Here is a 4,386-nt window from a genome sequence, read left to right as displayed (position 1 = left end):
CTTATTGGGGGTATGGTGCTTGTATCCTTAGTAGTATTTATCTTCTTATACAATTGGCGAACTACCGTGATTGTAGCTTCTGTTATTCCTCTCTCTTTCTTGTTTGCCATTACAATGCTTCGCATACAAGGTTTGCCTGCCAATTTAATATCTATGGGTGCTTTAGATTTTGGACTTCTGCTAGAGGGAACTTTAGTCATTGTAGAGTCTATCTTTGTAGGGTTAGAGAAACGAAGTCGCTACCTAGGTCGTGCCTTCCAACCCTCACTAAAGGGAGGTGTGATTAAGAAACATACCAACAAGGTAGCCCCACATATCTTCTTTGCCCAACTGATTTTAATGGTGGCTTTACTCCCCATTCTCTCTTTCCAAAAGGTAGAAGGGAAGATGTTCTCTCCTTTGGCTTTTACTTTAGGATATGCACTCTTAGGTTCTCTGTTACTGAGCCTAACGTATGTACCCGTGATGGCAAAACTTTTGCTACACAAACCAATTGAAACGAAGAACAATAAGTTTAGTGCAGGTTGTATGAAGCTTTTGCATGAGCTGTTTCTGTATAGCTGTAAACATAAAAAAGCCACTCTCATTACCTTTGTCCTTCTATTGGTGGGCTGCGTTGTTCGTTTTAGCTTTTGGGGAACCGAGTTTATTCCTCAAATGAATGAAGGGGCTATCTACGTGAGAGCTACCCTTCCCAATAGTATCAATCTGAAAGAGTCGGTACGACTTACTCAGCAGATGAAAGCTGATATACAAACACTAGAAGAGGTCAAGTTTATCCTCACACAGACAGGCAGACCCAATGATGGAACAGACCCAACAGGTTTCTTCAATATAGAGTTTCATGTGGAGCTGAAACCCGAAAAAGAATGGAAGAGAAAGTGCAGTAAAGAGGAGTTGATTAACCAAATAGAAGAAAAGCTCAATCAGTATCCTGGTATCAATCTCGGATTTAGTCAGCCTATTCAGGACAATGTAGAGGAATATGTGGCGGGTGTAAAAAGTTCTCTCGTCATTAAGGTATTTGGAGATGATCTCTATGAGTTGGAAGATACGGCACAGCAGATTGCTCAAACCATAGAGCCCATAGAGGGAGTAGAAGATGTGAGTATCTTCAATAGCATCGGGCTGCCCGAGCTGAAGATTGATTTGCAGGAAAGGAAACTTGCTCAGTATGGTGTCTCTGTTGCCGATGCCCAGTCAGCCATAGAAATGGCCATAGGAGGTAAAGCAGCTACTCAGTTTTATGAGGAGGAACGCATCTTTGATTTAGTAATTCGCTATGCTGCACCGTATCGTTCTAGCCAAGAGCAAATAGGCAATCTGTTGATTCCCTCTACTCATGGCAACTATGTCGCTTTGCAAGAGTTGGCTACTATTTCCTCTATCACTAGTCCCACATTTATTTATCGAGAAGACAACAGTCGGTATGTGAGCATTGGCTTTAGCATTCGGAATAGAGATTTAGGTTCTACTATTGCTGAGGCTCAAAAGAAGGTAAAAGAACACGTCTCTTTGCCCCATAAGCAGAAGATAGAATGGGCAGGAGAGTTTGAAAGTCAGCAGAGAGCTACTCAAAGGCTGATTGTTATTGTGCCTGCTGCTCTGCTTATTATCTTGCTTTTGCTCTACTTCCACTTTGGCAACCTCAAAGATACTTTGATTGCTGCTAGTGCCATGCCCTATGCCTTTATTGGAGGGTTCATCTCGCTCTGGGTTACGCATACTATATTTGGCATATCGGCAGGGATTGGCTTTATTATCTTATTCGGTATTGTCTCTATTGATAGTATCTTACTCGTTTCACTTATGAAACACGAGATACACGCTCACGACTCCTTACAATCTGCTATTTATTCTGCGATACATCAGCGTATCCGACCCGTACTAATGATTGCTTTTATGGGTTCTATGGGATTGTTACCTGCTGCATTATCGACAGGTATGGGTTCGGAAATTCAAAGACCTTTGGCCATTATGATTGTGGGAGGAATTATGATCTGTATGATCTTGTCTTTTACGGTATTACCACAAGTCTTTTATTTTGCTTATCATAAGGATCGAAAAATAAAGGGCTAAACCGTAAAATAATCAGTATTTTTAGTGAATAGAAAGCGATTGATAGAAGAGATATGGATTTACTTTTAGTAGAAGATAATAGTAGAATAAGTGAGTTTATGGTAAAAGGGTTGCAAGAGAATAACTTCTCTGTAACCCTTGCCGTAAATGGTGTAGAGGCTCGCCAACTGATAACAAGTAAGGAATGGAGTGTGATAATACTCGATATTATGCTTCCCGATATTGATGGGATAGAGCTGCTGCAATATACACGGTTTAAGAAAATCAATACGCCCATACTTGTGGTAAGTGCTCTGGGTGATCCTGAAGACAAAATCAAAGCCCTCAATTACGGGGCAGACGATTATCTGTCTAAGCCTTTCCATTTTGGGGAGCTAGTGGCACGCATCAATGCACTTACCCGAAGAAGCCGAAGTGAAAACACCCATACCTCTACACTATTGGAATGTAAAGGGATTCAGTTGAATGTGACCGAGCATCTTGTTTACAAAGAGGGGGCGCTTATACATCTCACGTTGCAAGAGTTTAAACTCCTTCAGCTACTGATGGAGAACCTCGACAAGGTATTATCGCGTACAGAAATTATCAATTCGGTATGGGGATTAGATTATGAATCGAATACGAATATTGTAGATGTGTATATCTCTTACCTACGAAATAAAATTGAAGACAAGAGTAAAACAAAAATCATAGAAACTGTGCAAGGCAGAGGCTACATCATCCGATCTAAATAAACTGTATCTGTATGAAAATTCAAACCCGACTCACTTTACTTCATTCTACACTCTTCGCCTCTTTATTTATTGGCTTGGGGCTTATTATCTTTCTTCTTTACTCTCAGTTTGTGAAGCAGACCATCTACAAGCAGTTGGAACAATCTTCTTTTATCACGGCTCTGTTTTACCTGGAGGAAGATGAACTGAATAAGGATGATTTTGATAAAGTAAGAAAGCAGTTTCATGAGTATGTTACCAATAGTTACTATCAGGTTTATAACGTACAAGATGAGGTGAGGTATGGAGATACCAACGATTCTATTCGCCCCTCTATACTCAACCAAGTACGAGAGAGTAAAAAACTACGATTTGATACAGACGACTTCTATTGCTATGGCATTTTCTATGAGGATAATGAAGGCGATTTTGTAGTCATAGCCAAAGAGAATAAGAAGATTTTATACAGTCAGTTGCATCTCTTGGCACTTCTCTTACTTATCGGATTCTTAACTGGTACTTTCCTTATTGTACTCCTTAGTCGCTGGGGTGCACATATTGCTTATCGTCCTATTCGTAAAGTGATTCAGCAGGTGCAAGACTTGTCTTTGTCGCAGGAAAAAGATATTCAGATACAGTCGCCTCACACCTACGACGAACTAGAAGAGTTGATTAATACTTTCAACTCTCTACTCTCACGCATTTCAGAGTCGTTGATTATTCAAAAGAACTTTGCGAAGTATGTTACTCACGAGTTTAAAACTCCTTTAGCTTCAATTATTGGTAATCTGGAAGTATTCTCTCTCAAAGAGCGTACACCCAAAGAATACCAAGAGATTGCCTACAAGTTAATTGATGAAGTAAATAGCTTGAATGACATTTTGAATACGCTTCTTATTATTTCGGATTTAAAAGAGGAGAGGCAAAATAACGAACAAGAATACAGAGTGGACGAACTCTTGTGGAGCATCTTGGCTAAGATTAAAGCCACTCATCCGAGTGCGAAAATCACTATCGACTTATCTATTCCTCCAGAAAAAGAGAACTTGCTGTATATTCAAACAGATAAAACACAGTTGTTGATGGCTCTTGTCAATCTCATCGAAAATGCCATCAAGTACTCTCCAGCCGATAAAGCTATATCCCTTCATCTTTACGAGCAAGAGGAAAAACTGTGTTTATCTATTACCGATCAAGGCATAGGGATTCCACAAAATCAGATTGAGCAAATTAGCAAACCCTTCTTTAGGGCAGATAATTCTAATCAAAAACAAGGAAGTGGCATTGGGTTATCTATTGCTCTGCGCATCTTAGATAAGAATGAGATAAACTACCAGATTCATTCGAGTATGAACCAAGGAACTACGGTAACTTTGCGATTTGCATAAAACAGATAAAGCACTATTTCCAATTCAGCTTATTTCTTCTCTTATTTATTAAGGCTTATTACCCTACAGATTTATTCCAAAAAACAAAAAATAATATCAAATACAGTTCCTCAAAATTCAGGTGAACCCCAAAAAGCTCTATCTTTGCTCGTATCAATTAAAGATTGCCTATTTACAAATTGATTTGATATCTCTTTTTTGAGGAA

The 4,386-nt window shown here is 39.3% G+C and carries 3 protein-coding genes; all 3 read left to right on the top strand.

The genetic code is table 11. The features are described 5' to 3' along the window. The coding region (locus K8V80_RS05080) for an efflux RND transporter permease subunit (RefSeq protein WP_276775869.1) at positions 1-2,079 on the top strand (2,079 nt) is incomplete at its 5' end. Between the two features lie 53 nt (positions 2,080-2,132). Continuing rightward, the gene (locus tag K8V80_RS05075) at positions 2,133-2,813 is read left to right on the top strand and encodes a response regulator transcription factor (protein ID WP_276775868.1); all 681 of its coding nucleotides are present in this window, start codon (positions 2,133-2,135) and stop codon (positions 2,811-2,813) included. An 11-nt stretch (positions 2,814-2,824) separates the two neighbouring features. After that, positions 2,825-4,180: a sensor histidine kinase gene (locus K8V80_RS05070; protein ID WP_276775867.1), complete on the top strand. Its 1,356-nt coding sequence runs from the start codon at positions 2,825-2,827 to the stop codon at positions 4,178-4,180. Positions 4,181-4,386 lie beyond the last annotated feature (206 nt).

This window comes from Bacteroides coprosuis, from assembly GCF_020741705.1.
GTDB classification, from domain to species: domain Bacteria; phylum Bacteroidota; class Bacteroidia; order Bacteroidales; family Bacteroidaceae; genus Bacteroides_E; species Bacteroides_E coprosuis.
This window is presented reverse-complemented; position numbering and strand designations above follow the sequence as displayed.